Here is a 21,380-nt window from a genome sequence, read left to right on the forward strand (position 1 = left end):
TGCGGGCCACCCCGTCCACCTGCGATGCTCCGGCCCATGTCCGCACGACGCGTCAAGCCCGGTCTGTACATCTCCGTCGACATCGAGGCCGACGGTCCGATCCCGGGGCCGTACTCCATGCTGAGCCTCGGCGCGGCCGTCGCCGGGACGCAGGACGCCGACGGGTTCACCGCGGCGGACCCGGAGAAGCAGACCTTCTACCGCGAACTGCGGCCGATCGGCGCGGAGTTCGTGCCGGAGGCGCTGGCGGTGAGCGGCCTCGACCGGGAGCGGCTGCTGAGCGAGGGTGCCGAACCCGCCGCCGCTCTCGCCGAGTTCAGTGCCTGGGTGCGTGAAGTCGCCGTGGGCGCCCAGCCGGTGATGTGCGGCTACCCGGCGTCGTACGACTGGATGTTCCTGTACTGGTACCTGATCCGCTTCACCGGTGCGAGCCCCTTCGGGCACTCCGGCTGTCTCGACATGAAGACGCTGTACGCGACGAAGGCCCGGCTGCCGTTGCGTGCCGTGGCAAAGGGCACGATGCCGCGCGGGCTGCTGTCCCGGCGGCGGCACACCCACCACGCGCTCGACGACGCGATCGAGCAGGCCGAGCTGTTCGCCAACCTCATGGCGTGGCCTGGGAATTCACAGTGACTTCCTAACGTCACCCCACGGCTTTCCCAAGGTGACCGGCGAGTCTCAGCTGCCTTTCACAGTTGCTGTGTACCACGCCCGCCTTGGAGTCGACGTGCCGTTCTTCCGAAGAAAAGCCACCCGCCGCACCCTGCTCGCCGCCCTCGGCACCGCGGTGATCGCGAGTCAGTGGCCGTCCGCCGACGCCTCGACCTCGGGTGCGACGGGACTCGACGCCCCGGCGAAGAAGGACCTCGCGATGCGGCTGGTGTCGAGCGCGGAGAACTCCTCCCTGGACTGGGAGGCGCAGTACAAGTACATCGAGGACATCGGCGACGGCCGCGGCTACACCGGCGGGATCATCGGTTTCTGCTCCGGTACGAGCGACATGCTCGCGCTCGTCGAGCTGTACACGAAGCGGGTCCCGCACAACGTCCTCGCCGGCTATCTGCCCGCGCTGCGCGCCGTCAACGGCACCGCCTCGCACAAGGGGCTGGCCCCTGGCTTCCCCGCCGCCTGGCGCAAGGCCGCGAGGACGTCCGCCGCGTTCCGCAAGGTCCAGCGCGACGAGCGGGACCGCGGCTACTTCGACCCGGCCGTCGCGCGTGCCAAGAAGGACGGGGTGCGCACGCTCGGGCAGTTCATCTACTACGACGCGATGGTGATGCACGGCCCGGGCACGGACGCCCTCTGCTTCGGCGGCATCCGCGCCCGGGCCCGCAAGCACGCGGCCACGCCCGCCGACGGCGGCAACGAGACGACGTACCTCAACGCCTTCCTCGACGCCCGCGTCTGGGCGATGAAGCAGGAGGCGGCGCACAGCGACGTGACCCGGGTCGAGACCGCCCAGCGGGTGTTCCTGAAGAAGGGCAACCTCGACCTGGACACACCGCTCAAGTGGAAGGTGTACGGGGACAGTTACACGATCGGCTGACCGGCGAGGGGTACGGCCTCGGTCGTACCCCTGGTCTGTTCGCGGACACGGCCGAGGTGGTTGAAGACCAGGTTCAGGGCCACCGCCGCCACACAGCCGGTGGAGATGCCCGAGTCGAGGACGATCCTGACGGTCACCGGGAACGCGTGGTAGAAGTCCGGTGCCGTGATCGGGATGATGCCGACGGCCAGCGAGACGGCCACGACCAGGACGTTGTCGCCCTTCTCCAGGCCCGCCTTGACCAGGGTCTGGATGCCGCTCGCGGCGACCGAGCCGAACAGGACGACGCCCGCGCCGCCGAGCACCGGGCGCGGTACGACGGCGATGAGCGACGCGGCCATCGGACACAGGCCCATCAGCACCAGGAAGCCGCCGCCGGTGGCGACGACGTAGCGGCTGCGGATGCGGGTCATGGCGACCAGGCCGATGTTCTGGGCGAAGGCGCTGCACATGAAGCCGTTGAAGAGGGGGCTGATCGCCGAGCCGAGGGTGTCGGCGCGCAGGCCCGCCGCGATGGTCGCCTCGTCCGCCGGGCGTTCGACGATCTCGCCCAACGCCAGCATGTCCGCGGTGGATTCGGTCATCGAGACCACCATCACGACGCACATGGAGACGATCGCGGCGAGCTGGAACTGCGGTGCGCCGAAGTGGAAGGGGGTGGGGAAGCCGATCACGTCGGCGTCGGTGACCGGGCCGAAGTCCGTTGCTCCGAAGGGGATCGCGAGGAGCGTGCCGAGCAACAGGCCCAGCAGGACGGCCACTTGCCTGGCGAAGCCGCGGGTGAAGCGACGGAGCACGAGGACGATGACGAGCGTCGCCGCCGCGAGTCCCAGGTTCGTCGTCGAACCGTAGTCGTGCGCCGAGGGGTTGGGCCCCTGCGCCCAGCCGAAGGCGACCGGCAGCAGGGACACGCCGATGAGGGTGATCACGGTGCCGGTGACGACCGGCGGGAAGAAGCGGACCGCCCTGCTGAAGAAGGGAGCGGCGAGGAAGCCGAGCAGGCCGGCGACGATCACCGCGCCGAAGATCACGGGCAGCGCGTCGGACTTGTCCTTGGTGGAGGCGGCGATCGCGGTCATCGGGGCGACCCCGGCGAAGGTGACGCCGTTGACGAAGGGCAGCCGGGCGCCGATCCTCCAGATCCCGAGGGTCTGGAGGAAGGTGGCGAGACCCGCGGTGAAGAGGCAGGCGCCGGTGAGGAAGGTGAGTTCGGTGCCGGAGAGGCCGACGGCCGCCCCGACGATCAGCGGCGGGGCGACGACGCCCGCGTACATGGCGGCCACGTGTTGCAGGCCCGTGGTGGCCATCTTGAGTGCGGGGAGTTTCTCGTCGACGGGGTGAGCGGTCACTCGGTTCCTCCGGGTCAGCTAACACGTCGGCTCTGACGTGGGTTTTGTGGAGGTGGTGCGCGGTCGTGCGGGACCGGAGGACGGATCCCGACAAAAGGGACGGGTAAGGCCGTTCCGGGGCGCGCGCATGCACGCCCCGGCCACGGCCACCGGATGAGGGCCGTCCCCCTCAACCGGAGATCTTGGACCGGCCGACCCGCCGACCCGTCAACTGCTCAGCCCTGTGCGGCGATCCGTGCCAGCCGCCGGGCCTCCTCCCGCGTGGAGCGGGCGATGGCGTCCTCGTCGACGTGCAACAGGCGTCCCGACTCGACGATCTGACGGCCGTTCACGAAGGAGGCGGTGACCGGGGCCGCCGCGCCGAAGACCAGCGCGGTCACCGGGTCGGCGATCGAGGCGTGGGCCAGGGTGTCGAGGTTCCACAGCACCAGGTCGGCCAGCTTGCCCGGCTCCAGGGAGCCGATCTCGCTTGCGCGGCCCAGGACTTGGGCACCGCCGTAGGTTCCGAGGCGCAGCGCCTGGCGGGCGTTGAGGGCGGCCTCGCGGTGGGCGCCGAGGCGGTTGACGAGGAGCGCGTTGCGCAGTTCGGTGTGGAGTTCGCCGGACTCGTTGGACGCGGTGCCGTCGACGCCGAGGCCGACCGGGACGCCGGCGGCGAGCATGTCGGGGACGCGGGCGATACCGGCCGCGAGGCGCGCGTTGGACGAAGGGCAGTGGGCGACACCGGTCTTCGTACGGGCGAAGGCGGCGATGTCGGAGTCGTTCATGTGGACGCAGTGCGCCATCCACACGTCCTCGCCGAGCCAGCCGGTGGACTCGAAGTAGTCGGTCGGGCCCATGCCGAACAGCTCCTTGCAGAACTGCTCCTCCTCGACCGTCTCCGAGCCGTGCGTGTGCAGCCGTACGCCGAGCCGGCGGGCCAACTCGGCGCCCTGCCGCAGCAGTTCGGTCGAGACGGAGAAGGGTGAGCAGGGGGCCACGGCGACCTGGGTCATCGCGTCGAAGGAGGCGTCGTGGTGCTCCCGTACCGTCGCCTCGGTCGCGGCGAGGGCGCCCTCCAGGGTCTCGACGGCGAAGTCGGGCGGCAGTCCGCCGTCCTTCTCGCTGCGGTCCATCGAGCCGCGGGCCAGCGTGAAGCGGACGCCCGTCTCGCGGGCGGCGCCAATGATGGCGCCGGAGAGGTCGCCGGAGCCCTTGGGGAAGACGTAGTGGTGGTCCATCGCGGTGGTGACCCCGCCGCGCGCCATCATCGCGAGGGAGCCCTGCGCGGCGGCGCGGACCATCGGCTCGTCGATGCGCGCCCAGGTCGGGTACAGCGCGACGAGCCAGTCGAAGAGGTTGTGGTCGGTGGCCAGGCCCCTGGTGATCCACTGGTAGAAGTGGTGGTGGGTGTTGACCAGGCCGGGGGTCACCAGGTGACCGCTCGCGTCGATGCGCCGGACCACATCGGTGAGCCCTTCGGGGGCGCTGCCCGCGCCGAGCGACTCGATGCGGTTGCCGGCGATGACGAGATGACCGGTGGCGTACTCGGTGTCCTGGGCGTCGACGGTGGCGATGGAACAGTTCTCGATGACGATGCGCTGGGCGGCTGCCATGGTGGGTCCTTCAGAGGTTGGTGAGGTCAGCCGGGATCTTCGCCTCACGGCCGTCCCTGAGAACGGTCGCCTCGATCAGGCCGTAGGGCCGGTCGGCGGCGAAGTACACCTCGTTGTCGTTCTTGAGCCCGAACGGCGCCAGGTCCACAAGGAAATGGTGCTTGTTGGGGAGCGAGAAGCGGACCTCGTCCACCTCCTCGCGGTTGTCGATGATCCGCGAACCCATCTGGTACAGGGTCTGCTGGAGCGACAGCGAGTACGTCTCGGCGAAGGCCTGGAGCAGGTGCTGCTTCGTCCGCTCGTAGGAGGTCTGCCAGTCGGGCATCTCCTGTGCGTCGTCGGACCAGTTGAAGCGCCAGCGCGCGGACACCTCGGTCGCGAGGATGCGGTCGTAGGCCTCGGGGAGGGTCGTGTACTTGTCCTTGACGTAGCCCCAGAACTCGGAGTCCGTCGAGTTGAGCACCGTCAAGTCCTTGAGCCCGGAGACGACTTCCCAGCTCCGGCCGTCGTACGTGATCTGGGTGAGCCGGGTCTCCTGGCCCTTGCGGACGAAGGAGTGGCCCCCCGTCGTACGCTCCCAGGCGTACTCCTCGATGCGGATCCGCGCTGTCCTGATCGGCTCCTGGCTGGTCACGAAGTGCCGGGCGAGGTGGATGCCGAACTGCTCGGCGGACTCGATGCCGTGCTCCTTGGCGAACGCGTACACCGTGTTCTTGGTGGTGTCGGTCGGCAGCACGTTGGCGTTCGAGCCGGAGTAGTGGACCTCGTCCATGTCACCGCTCAGCGACACGGAGACGTTGAGGTCCTTGATGTGGTGGGTGGCGCCGTCCCGCGTGATCTTGACGACTCGGTTCTCGGCCTTGCCGTACTGGTTCTGACCCAGGATGGTCGGCATAGCTAGCTCCCTCGGTATACGGAGTAGCCGAACGGGTTGAGCAGCAGCGGTACGTGGTAGTGCTCCCCGGGCCGGACGGCGAACGTGATCGCCACCTCCGGGAAGAACACTCCGTTCGCACCGCTGTCCCGATTCGCGGGGGCGTCCTGCTGCGCATCGGCTTGCTTGTTGTCCTGCTGTGTGAAGTACGGCTCCACCGCGAAGTCGAGCCGCACGTGTGTGGTGCCCGCCGGCAGCGCCGGGAGGTCCTTGCACCGCCCGTCCGCGTCGGTCGCGGAACCGCCGAGCGCCTGCCAGTCCGCCAACGCCCCACTGCGGGCGGCGAGTTGGACGGCGACGCCCGCGGCGGGGCGACCGACGGAGGTGTCCAGGACGTGCGTGGACACCGAGGCGGTGGTGCTGCTGCTCATGCCGTTTCTTCCTCTACGAGCTTGGCCAGCCGGATACGGTTGATCTTCCCCAACTCAGTGCGGACGATCTCGCGTTCCCGCTCCGGCGAGTTGCCGATCCGTTCCCTGACCGCGTCGCGCATCTGCTCACCGGTACGGCCGGTGGCGCAGATCAGGAAGACATGGCCGAACCTCTCCTGGTAGGCCAGGTTGAGGTCGAGCATCTCCGTCCTGAGTTCCTCGGAGGCGCCCGCCATGCCACGCTGTTCGCGGGCGGAGGTCGGGTCGCCGGGCTTGGGGCGACCGATCGGCGGGTGGCCGGCCATCGCCTCGCCGAGGTCCTCGGCGGTCAGGTCGGCCGTCGCCGCGTCGCTCCCGGCGTAGAGGTCCTCGGGTCCGCCGTACGGCCGGCCCGCGAGCAGTCGCCCTGCCCACGCCGTGGATGCGCACACCTCCAGGAGGGCGGCGAGGGCCGCGTGCTCCTCCAGGGCGTTGAACCGGACGAGGCCCGGCGGCGTGGATGTCGACGTCACGGGAGCCTCCGTGGCCTTGTGCTGATCGGGCTGGCAGTAGCTAACGCCCTCGACAACACCACGTCAACACTTTGTTGAAAATTCCGGGTAACAACCGGGCGGCCCAGCCCCTCCCCGCGCTCCAGCCCCCTCCCCGCGACTCAGCTCTCCTTCTCGCGGTTGAGGTAGTTGTAGACGGTGAACCGGCTGACCCCGAGGGCGCTCGCGACGGTCTCCACGCCGTGCCGTACCGAGAAGGCGCCGCGCGCCTCCAGTATCCGTACGACCTCCTGCTTGGCCTTGCGGTCCAGGTCCGCGAGGGGTTTGCCCTTCTTGCGCTCCATGGCGGCCAGGATGTGGTCCAGGGAGTCCGCGAGCTGCGGCAGGCGTACGGCGACCACGTCGGCGCCCTCCCAGGCGAGCACGACGTCGTCGGGGCCGGCCTCGTCGGGCGGGACCAGCTCGCCGCCCATCGCGTCGACCAGCGGCTTCACGGCCGTGATGAAGGGCTCGTCACCGAGGCCGGTCACCGGTCGCCCTCGCCGATCACGTTGAGCTGGAGCGAGACCCGGGTGGCACCGGCCTCCAGCGTCCGGCGCAGCAGCGCGTCGACGGCACCGAGCACCGCGTCGGCACCCCCCTCGACCGTGTTGCCGAACGGTCCGACGTCCACGGCGTCCAGCTCCGCCCCCTCGATGACCTCCCTCGCGACCAGCGCATGCGCGGGGGCCTCGTCGAGGTCGAAGGGCTCTGTCGTGAACTCCACTCGCAATCGCACGCGCACAACCTAACGCGCGGTGCCGTTTTCCGCCGAGCCCTCTTGACAAGCCCCGACACGCGACGGCAATCTTCCATTAAGCAGAAATGATATTCCACAATACGGAATAACAGCGCACCGCCCGAACACCACCCCGACACGGAAGGGAGCGCGACCCCGATGCCAGCTTCTAAATGGGACACAGCCGCAGACCAGCGCTTCAACGTCAACCTGTCGATCCTCTTCACCGAACTCCCGCTCCTGGAGCGCCCCGCGGCAGCGGCCGCGGCGGGCTTCACCGCGGTCGAGCTGTGGTGGCCCTGGGTCGACACACCCACCCCCGCACAGTCCGAACTCGACGCCCTCAAAAGGGCGTTGGAGGACGCGGGCGTCCAGCTCACGGGCCTTAATTTCTACGCCGGACAGCTGCCGGGACCGGACCGCGGGGCCCTGTCGATCCCGGGCGAAGAGTCGGAGCGGTTCCGCGCGAACATCGACGTGGCCGCCGACTTCGCGGGCTCGGTCGGCGCCACCGCGCTCAACGCGCTCTACGGCAACCGCGTGGACGGTGTCGACCCGGCCGAGCAGGACGCGCTCGCGCTGGAGAACCTGGTCCTCGCGGCCCGCGCGGCCGACCGGATCGGCGCGATCCTGCTGATCGAGGCGCTCAACAGGCCCGAGTCGCCGCTGTATCCGCTCGTCAGCGCGCCCGCCGCCGTGGGAGTCGTCGACAAGGTGAACGACGCGACGGGCCTCGGCAACGCGCGCTTCCTCATGGACCTCTACCACCTGTCCATGAACGGCGAGGAACTCCCTTCGGTGATCGAGGAGTTCGCGGCGAAGACCGGCCATGTGCAGATCGCGGACAACCCGGGCCGCGGCGCCCCCGGCACCGGCACCCTCCCCCTCGAAGACCTCCTCGGCCGGCTGAGGAAGGCCGGTTACGACGGCTGGGTGGGCCTGGAGTACAAGCCCGGCGACCGGCCGAGCGCCGAGGCCTTCGACTGGCTGCCCAACTGACCTTCACCGAAAGGCACTTCCGATGAGCAAACTCCCCAAGGTCGCCTGGATAGGCCTCGGCATCATGGGCTCCCCCATGTCCGAGAACCTGCTCAAGGCCGGTTACGACGTCACCGGATTCACTCTGGAACAGGACAAGTTGGACCGCCTGGCCACCGCCGGCGGCAGCGCGGCCGGCTCCATCGCCGAGGCCGTGCGGGACGCCGACGTGGTGATCACGATGGTGCCCGCGTCCCCCCAGGTCGAGGCCATCGCCTACGGCCCCGACGGCATCCTGGAGAACGCGCGCGTCGGCGCCCTGCTGATCGACATGTCGTCGATCACCCCGCAGACCTCCGTCGATCTGGCAAAGGCCGCCGCGGACAAGGGAATTCGCGTCCTGGACGCCCCCGTGTCCGGCGGCGAGGCCGGTGCGATCGAGGCCGTGCTCTCCATCATGGTCGGCGGCGACCGGGCCGACTTCGACGAGGCGCGGCCGATCTTCGACGCGCTCGGCAGGACCATCGTGCTGTGCGGTCCGCACGGCTCGGGCCAGACCGTGAAGGCCGCCAACCAGCTGATCGTCGCCGTGAACATCCAGGCGTGCGCCGAGGCCGTGGTCTTCCTGGAGAAGTCGGGCGTGGACCTGGCCGCCGCCCTCGACGTTCTGGGCGGCGGGCTCGCGGGCTCGACCGTGCTGACGCGGAAGAAGGACAACTTCCTCCACCGCGACTTCAAGCCGGGCTTCCGGATCGACCTGCACCACAAGGACATGGGCATCGTCACGGACGCGGCCCGCAACGTCGGTGCGGCCCTCCCGGTCGGCGCGGTGGTGGCCCAACTCGTCGCCTCCCTTCGCGCGCAGGGCGACGGCGGCCTCGACCACTCGGCGCTGCTGCGCGCCGTCGAGCGCCTCTCCGGCGCGCGACTCTGAGACTTCCGGACGGCGCCGCCGCCGACATCTGTCCTGTCGCGCCCAGGCGGTGGCGCCGCCCGGAATCACGTCATACCGAGAACCAACAGACGGCCCGCGTGTGCTTGACGACCCGGATGAGGGGTGGTCGCCGGCACGGCGCGGGCGGGGCCAGGACCGCGGCGGAGTGCGAGCCAGTGCGGTGGTGAAGGTCCCGGGGCCTCCTTCCCGACCTGAGGGAAGGAGCCTCCGGTTCCGTCGCGACCGCCGCGGTCCCAGCCCACATCCCGGCCCGAAGCCCCTCCCCCCCCATGACCCCGTCCGGCGGCGCGAATGTCCTGTCGCGCCCAGCCTCGCGCCGTCGGACGGCCAGCCCGCAGCGCTCCCTACGCCGTGCTCTCCCCGGCGAGGGAGCGTTCGGCGTCGTCCAGGAACTCCTGGTACGTCGACACCTCGGCCCGGCCCGCCCCGGCTCAGCCCAGCGCGTCCAGCAGAGCGGTGACATAGGCGTCGAGCCGCTCCTCCACCGCCCGCGTCGTCAGCTCCACCCTTCCCGCCTGCTGCCACGGCCGGACCACGACCGCCACGCCACCCCCGAACGCCAGCGCGTCCAGCAGCCGCCAGTACAGCCGCTCGCCCGCCGAAGCGGCCAGCACCCCGCCGGCCTCCTCGTACGCCTCGGCGAACCGCAGACCCCACGCCGGGCCGTGCAGCAGCGCGAGATTGGTGGAGCAGTGCGCCACATCGAGGTCCGCCGGGCCCCAGCAGGTCTGCACCCAGTCGACGACCCCGGTGATCCGCGGACCCGCCATGGACGAGGACGGTACGTCGAACAGCACGTTGCCGGGCTGGAAGTCCCGGTGCAGGAATCGCCCCTCGTAGGGCGGCGCGGGCTCACGGATCACGTCGATCGCCGCGGCCCATGCCGCCGTGTCGGCGCCGTCCGGAAGGACGACGGAGTCGGCGGTCGCCCACGCCTCGTACGCCCCGGGCCGCTCGGCGGGCCGTAGCGCGTGGATCGCGACGAGCTGACGGGCCAGCAGGGGGACGCGCGCCTCCAGTCCCTCGTCGTCGAGGCATGTCCGGCCCGCCAGATGGGTCATGAGGAGCGACGGGTACTCGCCGTGCGCGGCGGTCGGATCGACCGCGACCAGTCCGGGAACCGGCACACCTGTCCCCACGAGCTGGCTGAGGGCACCGGCCTCCCGGTTCAGCATGGCCTCGGCGTGCTCCACGAAGTAGGGGTCGACGAAGCTCCGCAGCACCAGGTGGCGGATGCCTCCGGCCCGCGTTGCGACGGTCAGCCGCCGCATCTCGGCGGTGATGCCGCCGTGCAGGGCCTCGGTTCTGACGATCCGTTCGCCGGCCTTCAGATACCGGCCCACCCAGTCCAGCGTCAGCGGTCGGACGGCGCCCGCATCGTCGTGGTCGATCACCGTGCCAGCCCACCATCCGGGCGGCGGCTCACGCAAAGGATTTTGCCGGCGGCGCGCGCGGCGGTCACGCACACGTGCCGCCCCGCCACCGGCGTGCGCCTGCGCCCGTTTCGCAGGAGCCTTGGCGTATGACACATCCATCGGCGGAGTTTCCGCACATCGTGGTCCATCCCCCAGCCCTGGACGGCTCCCGTCGGGTCACCACCGGCGACGAGACCCTCGGGATCGCCTCCCACCTGGACGACGTCGTCGAGATCCTGCGGCTGGCCGACCTGGACCGGATCGAGGTCGAGGAGAGCGACCTGATCGAGTGGCAGGGCGGTGGACCGGAGGACTGGCCGGGGCTGTCGGAGCACCACGATCGGTAGGCCCGCGATCGACAACACAGCCCCACAGAAGACAAGGGGGCCGTCTCAAGGACGGCCCCCTCTGTTCCTCCCGCGGTCTCAGACCTTCAGCGTCCTGATCGACGTCGGGGCATGCTCCGGCTCGGTCGCGATCTCCTCGAACTCGACCACCTCACCGATGTCGTTCGTCCGGCTCATCGAGATGTTGGTGACGCGCTCCAGGATCGCCTCGACGACGACCGGCACGCGGAACTCCGCGGCGAGCTTCTTGGCCTGTTCGAAGGCGGTGCCGAGGTCGGCGGGGTCGGTGACCCGGATCGCCTTGCAGCCCAGGCCCTCGACGACCTTGACGTGGTCGACGCCGTAGACGCCGAGCTCGGGAGAGTTGATGTTCTCAAACTCCAGGTTGACCTGGAAGTTGATGTCCAGGCCGAGCTGCGCCTGGCGGATGAGGCCCAAGTAGGCGTTGTTCACCAGGACATGGACGTACGGGATGCGGTGCTGGGCGCCGACCGCCAGTTCCTCGATCATGAACTGGAAGTCGTAGTCGCCGGAGAGGGCGACGACGGACGCCTCGGGGTCGGCCTTGGCGACGCCGAGCGCGGCCGGGATCGTCCAGCCGAGGGGGCCCGCCTGGCCGCAGTTGATCCAGTGGCGGGGGCGGTAGACGTGCAGCATCTGGGCGCCGGCGATCTGCGAGAGGCCGATGGTGGAGACGTACCGGGTCTCCGGGCCGAAGGCCTTGTTCATCTCCTCGTAGACGCGCTGCGGTTTGATCGGGATGTCGTCGAAGTGCGTACGGCGCTGGAGAGTCGACTTCTTCTCCTGTGCCGAGGCCGCCCAGGCGGAGCGGTCGGGGAGGTTGCCCGCGGCCTTCAACTCCCTTGCCACTTCCACGAAGAGCTCCAGCGCCGCCTTCGCGTCGGAGGCGATGCCGTAGTCGGGGGCGAAGATCCGGCCGATCTGGGTGGGCTCGATGTCGACGTGGACGAAGGTGCGTCCGGCGGTGTAGACGTCGAGCTTGCCGGTGTGACGGTTGGCCCAGCGGTTGCCGATGCCGAGGACGAAGTCGGACTCCAGGAAGGTCGCGTTGCCGTAGCGGTGCGAGGTCTGGAGGCCGACCATGCCGGCGTTCAGCTCGTGGTCGTCGGGCAGGGCGCCCCAGCCCATCAGCGTGGGGACGACCGGGACGCCCGTCAACTCGGCGAACTCGACGAGGAGTTCGGCCGCGTCGGCGTTGATGACACCGCCGCCGGCGACGATCAGCGGGCGCTCGGAGGCGTTGAGGAGGCCGATCGCCTTCTCGATCTGGGGGCGGGTCGCAGCCGGCTTGTAGACCGGCAGCGGCTCGTACGTCTCCGGGTCGAACTCGATCTCGGTGAGCTGGACGTCGATCGGCAGGTCGACGAGGACCGGGCCGGGGCGGCCGGAGCGCATCAGGTGGAAGGCCTGCTGGAAGACGCCCGGGACCTGGGCCGCCTCCAGGACGGTGACCGCCATCTTCGTCACCGGTCCGGCGATGGAGGCGATGTCGACGGCCTGGAAGTCCTCCTTGTGGATCACGGAGGTCGGGGCCTGGCCGGTAATGCAGAGGATCGGGATGGAGTCGCCGGTCGCGGAGTAGAGGCCGGTGATCATGTCGGTGCCGGCCGGGCCCGAGGTACCGATGCAGACGCCGATGTTGCCGGGGCGGGTACGGGTGTAGCCCTCGGCCATGTGCGAGGCACCCTCGACATGGCGGGCGAGGGTGTGGTGGATACCGCCGGCGGCCTTGAGGGCGGCGTAGAAGGGGTTGATCGCCGCGCCGGGGACGCCGAACGCGTCGCTGACGCCCTCGCGCTTGAGGATCTCGACTGCCGCGCGGGCAGCGGTCATACGAGCCATGGAGTACTCCTGCTTCGGCTGTCGGACTCGCGTCACCGTCGCGCCCCGCGGTGAGTAGTTCCGTATCGAATTCCGCATGGACTTCCACATTGTGGAAACTAGATTCTACTATCTGGAAGAAATGTAAGTGGAGGCACGAAGGCCGTCAAGACACGGACAAGCAGGGGTTTTCAGGAGGACCATGGGGCTCATGTCCGAGAGCGTGCCGGTGCGCTGTCCGGCCTGCCGACGTGAGCACGTCTATGCCGCGCCGTCCTATCCCTGTGTCTGCGGTGCCCCCGTGGCCCCGCCGCTCGATCCGCGCCGCGCGGCGACGGTCGTGAGCCACCGGGTCTGGGACGAGGACTGGATCGCGGTGCGCTGCGAGGCCTGCGGCCGCCTGGACGAGTGGCCGTATCCGGAGCTGGGCTGCCCGTGCGGGACGCTGCTGCGGATTCCCGTCGCCGGGGAGGAACCGCCGGCGCAGCCGGCCGCGAGCGTGCCCAGGGTCGATTCCGGCGCCCGTGACCGGCCCGCCTTCCAGCCGGTCACGATCCGCACCGCGCGCGACGCGGTGACGGCCGCCGCGCTCTACTTGCGCTGGCTCGGCTACCGGGACATCCGCCGCGCCGACCAGCGGCCCCCGTCCGGCATCGGCCTGGCCGCCCGCGGCATCCTGGCCCAGGTGGACCCCACCGTGCGCCCGGCCTCGCTCCGGGACGTGGAATGCCTGTGGCTCACGGCCATGACGGAGTCCACCGGCTGCGTCTACTTCTCCCTCGCCGGCTACGCCGACGACGCCCGCGTCCGCGCCGACTCCCTCGGCGTCCCCCTTTTCGTCCTCGACCTCACGGGCACGCCTCAGCCGGTCAACGAGCTGGCCGATCAACTCGACGCGGCGGGAGGTTAGTTCGAGGGCCGCGACGGCTACGGCCGCTTCGTGGCGACTCACGGCAACCGAGGGCCGGTCCGACGGACCGACTCCAGAACGGTTCGAGGTCGGCACCCACGGCCACTCGGCCCCGCGGCAGCGTCACGAGATACCCGCCACGCACCGCCGAATCCCCCACGGACCGCCCGCAGGCACCCCGAACGGTGAGCGACCCGACCCACCGACTCACCGCAGCCGACGGCCGGTCCCGCGGACCGCCAAGTCACCGCCGCGGGGGCCAGTTCGGCGGCCACCACGACCACGGCCGACTCGCGGCGGCCCCAAGGCCGGTCCCGCGGACCGACTCCGGAACGCTCCGAGGTCGGCACCCACGGCCACGCTCCGAAGCAGCACCACGAGAACCCGCCACGCACCGCCGACTCCGTCGCGGAACGGTCTCGGGCACCTCAGCCACTGAGCGACCCGGCCGACCAACTCGACGCGGCGGGCTGCCGGTTCACCCGGCCAGGGCATCGCGGGGCGGGGTCACCGCTCCCGCACCGCCCGCTCCCGCAGCTCGATCTTCCGCACTTTCCCCGACACCGTCATCGGGAAGGCGTCCATGATCTGGAGCAGGGTGGGGATCTTGTAGTGGGCCAGCCTGTTGTCGCAGAAAGCGCGGAGTTCCTCCAGGGTCAGAGGGGCGGCCGGGTCCCGGGTGATCACGCAGGCCAGCACCTCCTCGCCGTAGCGCTCGTGCGGGACGCCGACCACCTGGACGTCCGCGATCTTCGGGTGGGTGTAGAGGAACTCCTCGATCTCGCGCGGGTAGATGTTCTCGCCGCCCCGGATGATCATGTCCTTGATGCGGCCGACGATCTCGACGTAGCCGTCCTCGCGCATCATGGCCAAGTCACCCGTGTGCATCCAGCGGCCCGCGTCGATCGACTCGGCGGTCTTCCCGGGCTCGTTCCAGTAGCCGAGCATCACGCTGTAGCCGCGGGTGCACAACTCGCCCGCGGTGCCCCGGGGTTGGGTGACGCCGGTCGCCGGGTCGACGACCTTGACCTCCAGATGGGGCAGCACCCGGCCGACTGTTCCGGTGCGGTGCTCCAGGTCGTCGTCGCGCCGCGTCTGGAGCGAGACCGGGGACGTCTCCGTCATGCCGTAGCAGATGGACACCTCCGCCATGCGCATCTCGGCGACCACCCGTTTCATCACCTCGACCGGGCACGGCGAGCCCGCCATGATGCCGGTGCGGAGCGAGGAGAGGTCGTAGCTCGCGAAGTCGGGGAGGTTCAACTCCGCGATGAACATGGTCGGTACGCCGTACAGGGACGTGCAGCGCTCCTGCTGGACGGCCTTCAGAGTCGCCGCCGGGTCGAACGACGAGGCCGGGATCACCATGCACGCGCCGTGCGAGGTCGCCGCCAGGTTGCCCATGACCATACCGAAGCAGTGGTAGAAGGGCACCGGGATGCAGACCCGGTCCTGCTCGGTGTAGGTGATCAACTCGCCCACGAAATAGCCGTTGTTGAGGATGTTGTGGTGGGAGAGCGTGGCGCCCTTCGGGAAGCCGGTCGTGCCCGAGGTGTACTGGATGTTGATGGGGTCGTCGCAGGACAGCTCCGGGTACGGCTCGGCACCCGTGGCGCGGCCGAGCAGCGCGTCCCAGCTCGGGTCCCCGATGTACACGACCTCACGCAACTCCGGGCACTTGCCCCGCACTTGGTCGACCATCGCCCGGTAGTCGCTGCTCTTGTGGGCGACCGAGGAGAACAGGACCGAGACGCCCGCCTGCTGGAGGACGTACTCGACCTCGTGGGTGCGGTAGGCCGGGTTGATGTTCACCATGACCGCGCCGATGCGGGCGGTGGCGTACTGGACGAGCACCCACTCGGGGCAGTTGATCGCCCAGATCCCGACCCGGTCGCCCTTCGCCACCCCGCCCGCGAGCAGCGCGTGCGCCAACCGGTCGATGTCGGAGGCGAATTGGGCGTACGTCCAGCGCCGCCCGGACGGCACGTCGACCAGCGCCTCGCGGTCGGGCCACGCGGCGACCGCCCGGTCGAGGTTCGCCCCGATCGTGTCGCCGAGGAGTGAAGTCCCGCTGGTTCCATGGCTGTACGAGTTCATCGGCGAGGTCGTCGGCGAGATCGTAGGCGAGTTCATCGGAAGTCCTCCTCGCGGTACTCGGCGGCCGACCCCGCGGCCGTCGCCTCGCGCAGTTCGATCCGGCGGATCTTGCCGGAGACGGTCTTGGGCAGCTCGCCGAACTCCAGCCGCCGGATGCGCTTGTACGGGGCGAGGACGTCCCGCGAGTGCTCGAACAGCACCTTCGCCGTGTCGGGCCCCGGCTCCCAGCCCGCCGCGAGCACGACGTACGCCTTCGGCACGGCGAGCCGCAGCTCGTCCGGCGCGGGCACCACGGCGGCCTCGGCCACCGCCTCGTGCTCCAGCAGCGCGCTCTCCAGCTCGAACGGGGAGATCTTGTAGTCGGAGGCCTTGAAGACGTCGTCGGACCGGCCGACGTAGGTGATGTAACCGTCCTCGTCGCGCGAACCGATGTCGCCGGTGCGGTAGTAGCCGCCGGCCATCGCCTCCGCCGTACGGTCCGGGTCTCCGTGGTAGCCGGTCATCAGGCCCACGGGGCGGTTGGACAGGTCGAGCGCGATCTCGCCCTCGGCCGCGCCCGGCGCACCCGAGACCGGGTCGAGGAGTTCGACGCGGTAGCCGGGGCTCGGCCGGCCCATCGAACCCGTCTTCAGCGGCTGGCCGGGGCTGTTGGAGACCTGGACGGCGGTCTCGGTCTGCCCGAAGCCGTCCCGGATGGTGACGCCCCACGCCCGCCGGACCTGCTCGATCACCTCGGGGTTCAACGGCTCCCCGGCGGCCAGCGCCTCACGGGGCGGGGTGCGCAGCTGGGTCAGGTCGGCCTGGATGAGCATCCGCCACACGGTCGGCGGGGCGCAGAAGGTCGTGACGCCCGCGCGGTCCATCTCGGCCATGAGCCGGGCCGGGTCGAAGCGCGTGTAGTTGTGGATGAAGACGGTCGCCTCGGCGTTCCACGGCGCGAACAGGTTCGACCAGGCGTGCTTGGCCCAGCCGGGCGAGGAGATGTTGAGGTGCACATCGCCCGGCCGGAGGCCGATCCAGTACATGGTGGCGAGATGGCCGATGGGGTACGAGGTGTGGGTGTGCTCGACCAGCTTGGGGCGGGCGGTGGTGCCCGAGGTGAAGTAGAGCATCAGCGGGTCGTCGGCCAGGGTCGGGTCGGAGTCCCGTACGAAGAGGGAGGCGGAGGTGTCGTAGACCTCCTCGAAGTCCAGCCAGCCGGGCCGCTCCGGGCCGACCGCGATGCGGGTGTATTCGCCCGGCACCTCGTCGAACTTGCCGGTGTCCTCGGAGCGCACGATCACCTGCCGGACCCGGCCGCGTTCGACGCGGTCGCGCAGGTCGGCGGGGCCCAGCAGCGGGGTGGCGGGGATGACGACGGCGCGCAGCTTCATCGCGGCCAGGGCGGTGATCCACAGCTCGGCCTGGTTGCCGAGCATGACCAGGATCCGGTCCTCGGCGCGGACGCCGCGGGTGCGCAGCCAGTGGGCGGCCTGGTCGGAGCGGACGGACAGCTCTCCGTAGGACAGCTTCGTCTCGCGGCCGTCCTCCTCGACGATGTGCAGCGCGGTGGCGGGGTTGCCGAAGGCCACGACGTCGAACCAGTCGAGCGCCCAGTTGAAGTGTTCGGGCCGGGGCCAGGAGAAACCCTCGTAGGCCGTGGCATAGTCCTCGCGATGTGCCAACAGGAAATCCCGGGCACCGCGGAACGACTCGCTTGCCGTCGTCATCTGTCCTCCTAGTAACCGGACCATTGCCGGGCGGCTCTCTGACATCGTGTAATCCGTGATGTGGGTCTCACTACCCCCGTACGGGGGTGTGTGCAGCACAACGGCCGCAATGAAGGGGCGAGCGGGTGGCGACGGACGCGGCGGGGACGGTGGAGATTCAGGCGGCACTGGTACGGCTCCGGCGCGGCACGGGGCTGCCGGTCGCCTTCGGCGGCCTGGTGGAGAGCGGCCGGCAGCAGATGCGCATCAGCGAACTGAGCGGCACGCTGACCCCGTCGCTGCGCGCCCTCGCGGTGAACTCGGGCAACGGCCTCGGCGGCAAGGCCGTCGCCCTCGCCCGCCCGTGCGCCGTCCTGGACTACTCCGCCTCCCGCCAGATCAGCCACGAGTACGACGCCCCGGTGGCCGCCGAGGGCCTGCGCGCGATCCTCGCGGTCCCGGTCGTCGTACGGCGCCGGGTGCGCGGTGTCCTCTACGGCGCGCTGCGCACCGCCCAGCCGCTGGGCGACCGGATGCTGAGCGCGGCGATGGAGGCGGCCCGGGACGTGGAACAGGCGCTGGTGGTCCGGGAGGAGGTGGGCGAGCTGCTGAGCGCGGCGCGTCCGGCACCGGCCCCCGACCCGGCGGCGAGCGCGGTGTGGGAGCAGGTGCGGGAGGCGCACGCGGCGCTGCGGGCGCTGGCCCCGCGGATCCCGGACCCGGCGCTGCGGGCCGAACTCCTGGACGCCTGCGGCCTGTTGACCGCCGACGCGGCCACCGGGGGCGTGGAACTGGCGCCCCGGGAACTGGACGTACTGGCATGTGTGGCGGCCGGGGCGACGAACGCGGTGGCGGCGGAACGGCTCGGACTGCGGCCGGAGACGGTGAAGGGGTATCTGCGCTCGGCGATGCGGAAGCTGGGCGCGCACACGCGCGGGGAGGCCGTGGTGGCGGCCCGTCGAGCGGGGGTGCTGCCGTGAGACGGGCCCGGGTGCGGGCCCGGGGACCGGCTCCGGTGAGGGCCGTCTATTCATTCATCGGAGCTTTGAATTTCCTCCTGTCACACGGTTGTTATTTCCCTCACGACGTCATCCATCCGAATTTCAAGGACTGATTGCCTAATATTGGCCCGGACACGACACGAGGGGAGCGGTGACCGTGCGACGGGACTTCAAGGAGCCGGCCAGAACCCGCCCCGACCTGGTCATCGGCCGGGAGGAGATGTTCAACGCCGCCCGTGACCAGCTCGCCGGCGGTGGCAGTGTGCTGCTCCACGGCCCCGCCGGAATAGGAAAGTCGACCGTCCTGCGGGCGCTGAGCGCGGAATACGGCGACGCGGCGCGGACCGTCTTGCGCTGCTCGGCCACGGAGTCCGAATCGCACCTCCCCTTCCTGGCCCTCGCCGACCTCCTCGGTCTGGTCCTCGACGAGGTGTCCGAGCGGCTGCCCGCCGCCCAGCGCACGGCACTGGAATCCGCGCTCACCGGACGCGGCGAGTCCTCCCTCCAGCGCGACGGACTCGCCCTGCGCCTCGCCGTCCTGTCCGCGCTGCGCGCACTCGCCGCCGACGGTCCGGTCCTCGTCGTGGCGGACGACCTCCAGTGGCTGGACCCGGCCAGCGCGGAACTCCTCGGCTTCGCCGCGCGCCGCCTCGGCGACACCCAGGTCCAGATGATCTTCGCGGTGCGCACCGAGGGCCAGGAGTACGACCGCTATCTGAACGCCTCGCCACCGGACACCCTCGCGTTCCGCCTCAGCCCGCTCTCCCGGGCGCAGGTCTCCGCGCTGCTCGACGACCGCGGCTACACCGGGCTGCCCCGCTCCACGGTCCGCGAGATCCACCGCACCAGCGGCGGAAACCCGCTGTTCGCGCTGGAGCTGGGCCGCGCCCTGGCCGAGAACCCGACCCCGCCCAGACCCGGCGAGCCGCTGCCCGTGCCGACGTCACTACGCGCGTTGGTGCTGAGCCGGCTCGACATGCTGCCCGCCGAGGCCCGCCGCACCCTGCTGGTCGCGAGCGCCGGCGCCCGTCCGACCGTGGCCCTGCTCCAGACCGCCGGCCGCGAGAACGCCGAGGCCGAGACCGCCCAGGCCGCCGAACTCGGCCTGCTGGCAACGGAACCCGAGGGTCCCGCCGTACGGTTCGCGCATCCGCTGATCTCCGCCGCGCTGTACGCGGAGGCCCCAGCGCAGGAGCGGCGGGCCGCGCACGCGGCGCTGTCGACCGCGGCCTCCGACCCCATCGAGCGCGCCCGGCACCTGGCCCTCGCGACCACCGGCACCGACCCGGAGGTCGCCGCCCGGCTCGCCGAGGCCGCCACCCTGGCCCGTGATCGCGGGGCGCCCTCGGTCGCCGCCTCCCTCGGCCTGCTGGCCGCCCGGCACACCCCGGGCGACGGCGTGCCGAGTCCCGACGAACGGCGGTTGCAGGGCGCCGAGGACGCGATCACCGCGGGCGAGCTGGATCTCGCCCGGGACATCGCGCGCGAGGTGCTGAGCCGGACCTCGGTGCCCGCCGAGCGGGTGCGGGCCTGGATCATGGTGATCGACACGGCGGGACACTCCATGGCGGACGTCGACGCCGTCTTCCCGCAGGCCCTGGCCGACGCGGGCGACGACCCCCGGCTGCTGGCCCTGGTGCGCTACCAACTCGCCTGGCGCGGGCTGCTCGTCGAGGGCGACTTCGCGGAGGCCCGGGCGGAGGCCGCGCGCTCGGCCGACCTGGCGGCACTGGCCGGAGACCGGCGCACCGAACTCCTGGCGCTCTCCTTCCAGGCCCAGACCGAGACCCTGATGGGCCATCCGGACGCGCCCCTCACCATCAAGCGCGCGCTGAAGGAGCCGCAGGACCCGAGGGTGGCGTGCCATCACAACGGCGCCGGTTCGGCCCGGTTCCGCTGGCTGGTGATGAGCGATCAGCTGCCGGAGGCCCGCGCCACCATCACCGCGCTGCTGCGCGAGGTGCGGCGGCGCGGCTCGGTGGAGAGCGAGGTGCACTTCCTGCGCGGCTTCGCCGAGACCGAACTGCGCTCCGGGCACTGCGGCCGCGCCCTCGACCTGGCCCGCGAGGGCCTCAGGCTGGCCCGCGACTCGGGCATCGGGCAGACGGCCTCCGCGATGCTCACCGCGCTCGCCGAGGCCTCCGGCGGTGACGTCGAGGAGGCGCTCGCCCTGGCCCGGGAGGCGGTCGAGCACGCCGAGGAGGACGGCGACCAGATGTATCTGTCCCGGGCCCTCGGTGCCCTGGGATACGCCCAGTTGGTCGCCGGGGATGCCCACGGCACCGTCCGCTCGCTGCGCCGGGTCCGCGAACTGGAGCAGGCCCTCAAGGTGACCGACCCGGCACGCGGACGCTGGCACGGCGACCTCGCCGAGGCCCTCGTGCGGATCGGCGAGACCGCCGAGGCCCAGGACGTCATCGACGTGACCCGCGAACGCGCGCTGCGCCTCGGCCGCGAGAGCGTCCTCGCCGTACTCGACCGCGCCGAGGCCCTGGTGCGCGCGGCGCGCGGCGAACACGACGCCGCCGTGGCGCAACTGACGTCCGTTCAGGACCGGCTCGCCAAACTCGGCTACGGCCTGGAGGAGGCCCGCGCCGCCTTCGCGCTGGCGTCGCTGCGCACCGGACAGCCCGGCCCCACGTCGTACGACGAGGCGACCCGCCTCTTCCGCCGCTGCCGTGCGCTGCCCTGGCTGCGGCAGGTGGACGAGGCCGCCGTCACCCGCCCGGTGGAACCGGCGCCCGCGGTCGTCCCCGCGCCGCCCGCGCTGGACGGGCTCGACGGGCTGGCCTCGATGGAGCGTCAGGTCGCCGCGCTGGTCATGGAGGGCGCCACCAACCGGGAGATCGCCGCCCGGCTGTTCATCAGCGTCAAGACGGTCGAGGCGACCCTGACCAGGGTCTACCGGAAGCTGGGGATCCGCTCCCGGGTGGATATCGTCCGACTGGCGGCGGGGCGCCGTCCGAACTGAGGACCCTACGGGTTAACTGTGCGGCGACCGAGGGTTTTCCCTGCCCAACTCCCCTAGGGGGTTCCCTCATTGGGAGCAGGGTGTGCCTGTTCTAGCTTATGGGTGTGCCGCT

The 21,380-nt window shown here is 70.8% G+C and carries 19 protein-coding genes; 8 read left to right on the top strand and 11 right to left on the bottom strand.

Annotation, left to right across the window (positions count from 1 at the left end; translation table 11 throughout):
• Positions 1-36: 36 nt before the first annotated feature.
• Complete coding sequence (locus ACQHII_RS10340; protein ID WP_427919006.1) at positions 37-633, top strand: exonuclease; 597 nt, start codon at positions 37-39, stop codon at positions 631-633.
• A 94-nt stretch (positions 634-727) separates the two neighbouring features.
• On the top strand, positions 728-1,546 hold the full coding sequence (locus ACQHII_RS10345; protein ID WP_427919007.1) for a chitosanase: 819 nt from the start codon (positions 728-730) through the stop codon (positions 1,544-1,546).
• On the opposite strand, the gene ACQHII_RS10350 is transcribed toward ACQHII_RS10345, so the two are convergent.
• The 7 genes from ACQHII_RS10350 to ACQHII_RS10380 all read right to left on the bottom strand — a co-directional run bounded on the left by ACQHII_RS10350 (position 1,531) and on the right by ACQHII_RS10380 (position 7,064).
• Positions 1,531-2,895: a nucleobase:cation symporter-2 family protein gene (locus ACQHII_RS10350; RefSeq protein WP_427919008.1), complete on the bottom strand. Its 1,365-nt coding sequence runs from the start codon at positions 2,893-2,895 to the stop codon at positions 1,531-1,533. The two genes, ACQHII_RS10345 and ACQHII_RS10350, sit on opposite strands and share 16 nt — an antisense overlap.
• Before the next feature lie 215 nt (positions 2,896-3,110).
• Positions 3,111-4,490: an 8-oxoguanine deaminase gene (locus ACQHII_RS10355; protein ID WP_427919009.1), complete on the bottom strand. Its 1,380-nt coding sequence runs from the start codon at positions 4,488-4,490 to the stop codon at positions 3,111-3,113.
• A 10-nt stretch (positions 4,491-4,500) separates the two neighbouring features.
• The gene (gene pucL / locus ACQHII_RS10360; RefSeq protein ID WP_427919010.1) at positions 4,501-5,385 is read right to left on the bottom strand and encodes a factor-independent urate hydroxylase; all 885 of its coding nucleotides are present in this window, start codon (positions 5,383-5,385) and stop codon (positions 4,501-4,503) included.
• 2 nt (positions 5,386-5,387) lie between these two features.
• Positions 5,388-5,795 (bottom strand): hydroxyisourate hydrolase, encoded by a 408-nt coding sequence (uraH, locus tag ACQHII_RS10365; protein ID WP_427919011.1) that lies wholly within the window; start codon positions 5,793-5,795, stop codon positions 5,388-5,390.
• The gene (uraD, locus tag ACQHII_RS10370) at positions 5,792-6,307 is read right to left on the bottom strand and encodes a 2-oxo-4-hydroxy-4-carboxy-5-ureidoimidazoline decarboxylase (RefSeq protein WP_427919012.1); all 516 of its coding nucleotides are present in this window, start codon (positions 6,305-6,307) and stop codon (positions 5,792-5,794) included. The genes uraH and uraD overlap by 4 nt, the downstream gene beginning before the upstream one ends.
• Before the next feature lie 140 nt (positions 6,308-6,447).
• A complete protein-coding gene (locus tag ACQHII_RS10375; protein WP_093629992.1) occupies positions 6,448-6,816 on the bottom strand; it encodes a helix-turn-helix domain-containing protein in 369 nt (122 codons plus the stop codon).
• The gene (locus ACQHII_RS10380; protein WP_427919013.1) at positions 6,813-7,064 is read right to left on the bottom strand and encodes a hypothetical protein; all 252 of its coding nucleotides are present in this window, start codon (positions 7,062-7,064) and stop codon (positions 6,813-6,815) included. The genes ACQHII_RS10375 and ACQHII_RS10380 overlap by 4 nt, the downstream gene beginning before the upstream one ends.
• A gap of 159 nt (positions 7,065-7,223) precedes the next feature.
• Here ACQHII_RS10380 and ACQHII_RS10385 point away from each other — a divergent pair, with 159 nt between their 5' ends.
• Together ACQHII_RS10385 and ACQHII_RS10390 are read left to right on the top strand one after the other, a co-directional pair.
• Complete coding sequence (locus tag ACQHII_RS10385) at positions 7,224-8,063, top strand: TIM barrel protein (RefSeq protein ID WP_427919014.1); 840 nt, start codon at positions 7,224-7,226, stop codon at positions 8,061-8,063.
• A 22-nt stretch (positions 8,064-8,085) separates the two neighbouring features.
• Positions 8,086-8,976 (top strand): 2-hydroxy-3-oxopropionate reductase, encoded by an 891-nt coding sequence (locus tag ACQHII_RS10390; RefSeq protein ID WP_427919015.1) that lies wholly within the window; start codon positions 8,086-8,088, stop codon positions 8,974-8,976.
• A 452-nt stretch (positions 8,977-9,428) separates the two neighbouring features.
• Here the strand turns inward: ACQHII_RS10390 and ACQHII_RS10395 are convergent, their stop codons facing one another.
• Positions 9,429-10,391: a phosphotransferase family protein gene (locus ACQHII_RS10395; RefSeq protein ID WP_427919016.1), complete on the bottom strand. Its 963-nt coding sequence runs from the start codon at positions 10,389-10,391 to the stop codon at positions 9,429-9,431.
• A 128-nt stretch (positions 10,392-10,519) separates the two neighbouring features.
• On the opposite strand from ACQHII_RS10395, the gene ACQHII_RS10400 reads away from it, so the two are divergent.
• On the top strand, positions 10,520-10,759 hold the full coding sequence (locus ACQHII_RS10400; RefSeq protein WP_427919017.1) for a hypothetical protein: 240 nt from the start codon (positions 10,520-10,522) through the stop codon (positions 10,757-10,759).
• 78 nt (positions 10,760-10,837) lie between these two features.
• Here ACQHII_RS10400 and gcl read toward each other — a convergent pair whose 3' ends face one another.
• The gene (gene gcl / locus ACQHII_RS10405) at positions 10,838-12,622 is read right to left on the bottom strand and encodes a glyoxylate carboligase (protein WP_427919018.1); all 1,785 of its coding nucleotides are present in this window, start codon (positions 12,620-12,622) and stop codon (positions 10,838-10,840) included.
• Positions 12,623-12,803: 181 nt separating this feature from the next.
• On the opposite strand from gcl, the gene ACQHII_RS10410 reads away from it, so the two are divergent.
• On the top strand, positions 12,804-13,511 hold the full coding sequence (locus tag ACQHII_RS10410; protein WP_427919019.1) for a hypothetical protein: 708 nt from the start codon (positions 12,804-12,806) through the stop codon (positions 13,509-13,511).
• Positions 13,512-14,018: 507 nt separating this feature from the next.
• Here the strand turns inward: ACQHII_RS10410 and ACQHII_RS10415 are convergent.
• Positions 14,019-15,608, bottom strand: a complete 1,590-nt coding sequence (locus tag ACQHII_RS10415; protein ID WP_427925278.1) for an AMP-binding protein — start codon at positions 15,606-15,608, stop codon at positions 14,019-14,021.
• 32 nt (positions 15,609-15,640) lie between these two features.
• Positions 15,641-17,317: an AMP-binding protein gene (locus ACQHII_RS10420; protein ID WP_427919020.1), complete on the bottom strand. Its 1,677-nt coding sequence runs from the start codon at positions 17,315-17,317 to the stop codon at positions 15,641-15,643.
• A gap of 125 nt (positions 17,318-17,442) precedes the next feature.
• On the opposite strand from ACQHII_RS10420, the gene ACQHII_RS10425 reads away from it, so the two are divergent.
• Both ACQHII_RS10425 and ACQHII_RS10430 read left to right on the top strand, forming a co-directional pair.
• A complete protein-coding gene (locus ACQHII_RS10425) occupies positions 17,443-18,276 on the top strand; it encodes a response regulator transcription factor (RefSeq protein ID WP_427919021.1) in 834 nt (277 codons plus the stop codon).
• 172 nt (positions 18,277-18,448) lie between these two features.
• Positions 18,449-21,268, top strand: a complete 2,820-nt coding sequence (locus ACQHII_RS10430; RefSeq protein ID WP_427919022.1) for an ATP-binding protein — start codon at positions 18,449-18,451, stop codon at positions 21,266-21,268.
• Positions 21,269-21,380 lie beyond the last annotated feature (112 nt).

It is taken from the genome of Streptomyces sp. cg40 (assembly GCF_050320165.1).
In the GTDB taxonomy this organism is placed as follows: domain Bacteria; phylum Actinomycetota; class Actinomycetes; order Streptomycetales; family Streptomycetaceae; genus Streptomyces; species Streptomyces hokutonensis.

Excerpts from the sequence above, each read along its gene's own strand:
- ACQHII_RS10340 (WP_427919006.1), top strand. The coding sequence starts at position 37 with ATGTCCGCACGACGCGTCAAGCCCGGTCTGTACATCTCCGTCGACATC.
- ACQHII_RS10355 (WP_427919009.1), bottom strand. The coding sequence starts at position 4,490 with ATGGCAGCCGCCCAGCGCATCGTCATCGAGAACTGTTCCATCGCCACC.
- pucL (WP_427919010.1), bottom strand. The coding sequence starts at position 5,385 with ATGCCGACCATCCTGGGTCAGAACCAGTACGGCAAGGCCGAGAACCGA.
- uraH (WP_427919011.1), bottom strand. The coding sequence starts at position 5,795 with ATGAGCAGCAGCACCACCGCCTCGGTGTCCACGCACGTCCTGGACACC.
- ACQHII_RS10385 (WP_427919014.1), top strand. The coding sequence starts at position 7,224 with ATGCCAGCTTCTAAATGGGACACAGCCGCAGACCAGCGCTTCAACGTC.
- ACQHII_RS10390 (WP_427919015.1), top strand. The coding sequence starts at position 8,086 with ATGAGCAAACTCCCCAAGGTCGCCTGGATAGGCCTCGGCATCATGGGC.
- ACQHII_RS10400 (WP_427919017.1), top strand. The coding sequence starts at position 10,520 with ATGACACATCCATCGGCGGAGTTTCCGCACATCGTGGTCCATCCCCCA.
- gcl (WP_427919018.1), bottom strand. The coding sequence starts at position 12,622 with ATGGCTCGTATGACCGCTGCCCGCGCGGCAGTCGAGATCCTCAAGCGC.
- ACQHII_RS10410 (WP_427919019.1), top strand. The coding sequence starts at position 12,804 with ATGGGGCTCATGTCCGAGAGCGTGCCGGTGCGCTGTCCGGCCTGCCGA.
- ACQHII_RS10415 (WP_427925278.1), bottom strand. The coding sequence starts at position 15,608 with ATGAACTCGTACAGCCATGGAACCAGCGGGACTTCACTCCTCGGCGAC.
- ACQHII_RS10420 (WP_427919020.1), bottom strand. The coding sequence starts at position 17,317 with ATGACGACGGCAAGCGAGTCGTTCCGCGGTGCCCGGGATTTCCTGTTG.